We start from the raw sequence: 4,806 nt of genomic DNA on the forward strand, positions 1-4,806 counted from the left end.
CAAAGCGACCCTTCGCCGGCGGCTGGGCGATCCAGGCCATGTGCGACCAACCTGGGAGGCAGTTACCCGGGGGAAATCCAGTATCTGCTGATCACCGTCCCGCCTGGCATGATGAAATCGCTCCTGGTCGCAGTGTTCTGGCCTGCATGGGAGTGGGGCCCAGCTGGTCTGCCGTCGCTGCGCTACCTGACCACCTCGTTTAGGCGAAGCCAACGTCCTGCGCGACAACCAGAAAATGCGCCGCCTCGTCGACAGCGAGAAGTATCGAGCGCTCTGGGGCGATGAGGTCGAGTTCGCCAAGGACCAGAACGCCAAGGGGAAGTTTGAGAACACCAAAACGGGCGGGCGCGAGGGGCGGGCGTTCGGGTCGATGACTGGTGGGCGGGGCGACCGCGTCCTGATCGACGACCCGCACAGCGTCGACACGGCCGAGTCCGACACCCAGCGCGAGAACACGGTCAAGACCTTCCGCGAGGCCATCCCCGACCGCCTCAACGACATGCAGCGCTCGGCGATCGTCGTCATCATGCAGCGCCTGCATGAGAAGGACGTGGCGGGACCATCCTCTCGTTGGGCCTGCCGTACGTTCACCTCAGCTTGCCGATGGAGTTTGAAGCCGAGCGCACCGGGCCTGATGGCCGCAAGACGGGCGGACCGTGTCGAACCTACGTCGACAACAACCTGTTCTTCGTCGATCCACGCACCGAAGAAGGTGAACTGCTGTTCCCCGAGCGGTTTCCCCGCAAGGAGGTCGATGGGCTCAAGAAGTCAAAGGGCTCTTACGCCTACAACGGGCAATACCAGCAACGCCCGGCCCCGCGGGATGGCGGCATCTTCACCCGCGGTTGGTTCGAGGTCGTCGACGCCATCCCGGCGAACGTGAAGCGGTGCAGGGCCTGGGACTTCGGCGGCACGGACGGCGGTGGCGACGCGACCGTGGGCCTTCGCATGGCCAGGGCGCCGGACGGCGTCTTCTACGTCGAGCGGGTGGACCGAGATCACCTCAGCCCGGCCAAGGTCGAGAAGCTGGTCAAGACCGTGGCCGACACCGACCCGGCCGGAACAGTGATCCGCATTCCCCAGGACCCCGCCCAGGCCGGCAAGGCGCAGGCGCAGACCTACATCAAGCTGCTCGCGGGTCATTCGGTGAAGGCGGTGCAGCCGACCGGTGACAAGGTCGTTCGCGCCTCGCCGGCGTCCGCCCAGGCGGAGGCGGGAAACGTGAAACTCCTGCGCGGCGGGTGGAACGAGGCGTTTCTGGATGAGGTTTGCACCTTCCCCTCAGCCAGCCACGACGACCAGGTCGACGCCTTTGCCGACGCCCTGAACGAACTGGCGCTGGGGTCGAGCTACACTTGGGCGAACCTCGATTGACGCGGCGCTCGCCAATCGGGTGGGGCCTCGGCATACCTCTTGGGTAGGAGGACCACGCCATGCTGCTGCCCGCCAACGTTCGCGTTTACGACGCCCACGCCAATCTGCTCGCTACTGGGGTTGCGGAGCAGGATAAGCCGCTCATGCTGTCGGTGGAGAAGGCTGGCGTCGCCCACTGCTTCACCCTGAACGGCGCCGACGGAGACGCCGCCGGCGGCGATTGCCCCGCTCAACGGCAATTGGAGTTGGGGACGTTCGATGCAGGTCGCCTCAAGTTAGGCGGCCGTGCGGTCTAATTCGAACGGACTATCGCGCTCACCGCCTGGAGCATTTGCTCGATTTCGGCGGCCGAGGCATTGTCCATTTCGGGCTCCCGATTGCGCTCGATAACCTGACAAAGGTAGGGCGCGGATTTTCGCCAACCCAGGCGCGGCAGGCGTTCGCTGTCGCCCACTGAACTCGCAAAGCCGCCGGGTCATCACTTGGTCATCACGCCCCGGCGGCTCGACGCTTTAAACGGTCAGGGCGCGACCGAAGCCGCGCCCCTCGCTTCAGCTAGAGGTTTGCTTCCAGCCAAGCGATGCCTTCAGTGAAGCCCTGCCAAACGGCCCAATCGCCTGGCTTCAACTCGATAACGACCACTCTGTCGTTTGCGTCGACCAAAGCCCTGATGTTGTCGCGAACACCTAGGGCGTTGCCCTGCAGGTTGCCCAGCCATACCGACTCGGCGATGGGCACACACCCGGCTTTTCTCAGCGCGGCTACCAGTGTGTCGTACTTCCTGCCTGGTGCGCGCAGGTCATAGGTAATCAGATACTTGGCCATGAAAGGCTCCATCAAATCTCGCTTGACGGAGCCAGCACCGGGTGGAACACCAGCCAGGCTACCGGTCGTCAAGCGACTGGTGATGCCGCCCCTCCTGTTGGTTTTCGAGGCCTGGAGGGGCGGCGCTTAGCCACAGAACGTAGTGGCAACAATCAATTCAACTGGATCGCGCGCCCTGTCTAGGGCCCCGCATGTCGCAGACCACAACATGTTGTGAGCGCCTGTGTGGATATGTGGCTGGCCCCCAACCCCCTCGCCAACCCCGCCACCTCTCGGCATACCTACCTCTACGCAGCGTGGAGACCACCAAACCATGGCCCAGCTAGGCGCCTATCTGGAAATCGCCGGCCGCAAGCCGATGGCCTGGGGCGTGAACGACTGCATGTTGTTCGCCGCCGATTGGCTGTGGTCGGTCGCTGGTCAAGATCCTGCCGCGGCGTGGCGGGGCAGATACCGGACCGAAGCGGGTGCGGCGCGCATCGTGCGAAAGCTGGGCGGGATGGTTCCGCTGATGATGGCGGGGCGACCTCCGTAGGCGCTGTCGCCGTGGAGCCCTCATGCGCGCCTGTGGAGGCTGTCGGGATCGTTCTGGCCCCGATAGGCGCAACGCTCGCCGAAACCGCCGCTGTGCGCTCTCCCATGGGCTGGGCGGTGCTGAGTGACGACGGGGTAACCGTGGCCCCGTTCCTGGCCCTCGCAGCCTGGGCGGTGCTCTGATGCCTCAAGCCATCGCAGCTATAGCCTCATCGGCGGCCAGCTATGCGACCGCTGTTGCCGCTGAACTTGGTGTGACCTCGCTTGCTGCCTCTCAGGCAGTTTATGCAGCGGCCTATGCGGCGACGTATGTCGGTGTCGTTGCGGGTACTACTGCAATTGCTGCATCCTTATCCCCCGACGCCCCGCGCCCGGAATCCGTCAAGGCGACCAAGAAGCAGTCCAGACCAGTCCGCATCTCGGGCCATGGACGAGTTCGGATCGGGGCGTCTTGGACGGGGGTTGCGCAGTGACCGCCATCAACGCGTTTATCGAAGGAGCGGTCGTCTATCTCATCACCGACGGGGCGCTCTGCAAACCCGATGGGACAATCGGCGGCTATGGCCAAAAGGTCACAACCTTCGCCCACCTCAACGCCGCCATGGCCGTGCGCGGGCACGCACTCCACCACCTAGCAGCCAGCTTTGCGGCGGACGGCGGCGGATGCAAAAAGTTCGAGGACCTATTGGATGACCAGTTCGTCGCCGACATGAAGCACTGGCTTGGCAGGTTCGCGCCGGTCTTTGCGGACGAGCCGTTCACCGAGGGATTCGATCTCGTTCTTGCCGGCTGGTCTGACGAAGCGGCCGGGCCAGTGATTTACAGGCTCAGCGATATCGGATCCCCCTCCGCCAAGGCCTGGACGTGGGTGAGCATGACAGTGTTCGCAGCACCGATGGATCAGGCCATCCAGGATCGCCTGGCCGCTCGCAGCATCCACCTCAGCGACTTCAGGCCGCTCGAGCACGGGCTCGCCCTGTTGGAAGAGCAACGCACCTACAAGGAGCCGCTAGGCGAAGGGGAGGCACCCGCTTCGGGAGTCGGTGTCTTCGCTCAGGTCACCACCATTACGAAGGGCTTCGTGGGGTCCAGCGTCATCCGTTGGTGGGAGGAGGACGTCTTCGGCGGGCCGGTTGGGGGCGCGGCGCCCTAGTGGGCGAAAGGACCTCTGGCCTCACCCTTCTCCTAGGCTATCAAGTTCCCGAATTCTCGCCTCGATGGCGGACGTGAATTGATAGATTTCCGTGAGTTCGGAAAGCAAATGGCGCTGCTCGTCCTTCCCCTGGAACGTCCCTAGGTACTTGGACGTCAATCCGTTGAAGTGCAGGCGGGCAACGGTCTTACGATTGTTGTTGTCGAGGAGGATCGCGCAATACGATTTGGCGTCGCGGATGAAAATACGGTTTGGCTTAACCAGCCTGGCCGCAATTGCCTGGATTATGTGAAAACCCGAAATCTCTTCTGCCGTGGTCACCACGTCAGCCTCGTCGGCAGACGTTGCGGAGGGAAGCTCGTTTTCGATTGGGGTAGAGTTCGCATTAAGCGCCGATGAGATGCGCTCATTCACCAGATCTCGGATCAGCATCGTGATAGCCGTTGGAACTAGTTTTGCGAAGTTCTCTTTCACCTGAGATGTAATTTTGCCTTCATGCACGCGCGAGGCAAGCAGCTTCACAAACTCTTCAGACGGCTGCGCAAACTCCGCTTCGATCTCTTTTCTCAAAAGCGACTGGAGTTTTAATGCCCCAGCTTCTTGAACAATGCTTTCAATATCGAATGCGGCCTTCCCAAATTTCTCTAAGGTTCGAACGTCAGTTGGCTTTACAGCTTCCATGCTGAACGTGAAAAATGGCTTCTCGTCCATTTTGTTGGGCGCTTCGACGTCAGAATAGAACTGGAAGATCACCCCGTTCGTCAGGATAGCGAGTCGAGCGTCGGTGACGCTGAAGTACCGGAACAGCTGACCAGCGTGGTTCAGATTGAGCGGCACATTTGCGGGCTTGCACTCGATCAGAATTTTGACCTTGCCGCCCTCACAGATCGCGTAATCGACCTTCTCGCCCTTCTTGGTCC

Annotated in this window: 7 protein-coding genes; 4 read left to right on the plus strand and 3 right to left on the minus strand. The window is 62.2% G+C overall.

Annotation, left to right across the window (positions count from 1 at the left end; all coding sequences use genetic code 11):
- Nucleotides 1-199: 199 nt before the first annotated feature.
- Nucleotides 200-541 (minus strand): hypothetical protein, encoded by a 342-nt coding sequence (locus CSW58_RS14315; RefSeq protein ID WP_201721602.1) that lies wholly within the window; start codon nt 539-541, stop codon nt 200-202.
- A gap of 29 nt (nt 542-570) precedes the next feature.
- Between CSW58_RS14315 and terL the strand changes: the two genes are divergently transcribed.
- Together terL and CSW58_RS07065 are read left to right on the plus strand one after the other, a co-directional pair.
- Complete coding sequence (gene terL / locus CSW58_RS14320; protein ID WP_201721603.1) at nt 571-1,374, plus strand: phage terminase large subunit; 804 nt, start codon at nt 571-573, stop codon at nt 1,372-1,374.
- A gap of 59 nt (nt 1,375-1,433) precedes the next feature.
- The gene (locus tag CSW58_RS07065; RefSeq protein ID WP_099446814.1) at nt 1,434-1,670 is read left to right on the plus strand and encodes a hypothetical protein; all 237 of its coding nucleotides are present in this window, start codon (nt 1,434-1,436) and stop codon (nt 1,668-1,670) included.
- Nucleotides 1,671-1,929: 259 nt separating this feature from the next.
- Here the strand turns inward: CSW58_RS07065 and CSW58_RS07070 are convergent, their stop codons facing one another.
- Nucleotides 1,930-2,199 carry a hypothetical protein gene (locus tag CSW58_RS07070; protein WP_143755113.1) on the minus strand — a complete coding sequence of 90 codons (270 nt, stop codon included), beginning with the start codon at nt 2,197-2,199 and terminating at the stop codon, nt 1,930-1,932.
- A 313-nt stretch (nt 2,200-2,512) separates the two neighbouring features.
- Between CSW58_RS07070 and CSW58_RS07075 the strand changes: the two genes are divergently transcribed.
- Nucleotides 2,513-2,734, plus strand: coding sequence for a hypothetical protein (locus CSW58_RS07075; RefSeq protein WP_099446816.1), 222 nt, complete (start codon nt 2,513-2,515; stop codon nt 2,732-2,734).
- Nucleotides 2,735-3,202: 468 nt separating this feature from the next.
- Entirely contained in the window at nt 3,203-3,886 is a 684-nt protein-coding gene (locus tag CSW58_RS07080; RefSeq protein WP_099446817.1) for a hypothetical protein, read from the plus strand.
- 21 nt (nt 3,887-3,907) lie between these two features.
- Here the strand turns inward: CSW58_RS07080 and CSW58_RS07085 are convergent.
- A partial coding sequence (locus CSW58_RS07085) for a type I restriction enzyme HsdR N-terminal domain-containing protein (protein ID WP_236627698.1) occupies nt 3,908-4,806 on the minus strand: 899 nt, incomplete at its 5' end.

This window comes from Caulobacter sp. B11 (assembly GCF_002737765.1).
Lineage (GTDB): Bacteria > Pseudomonadota > Alphaproteobacteria > Caulobacterales > Caulobacteraceae > Caulobacter.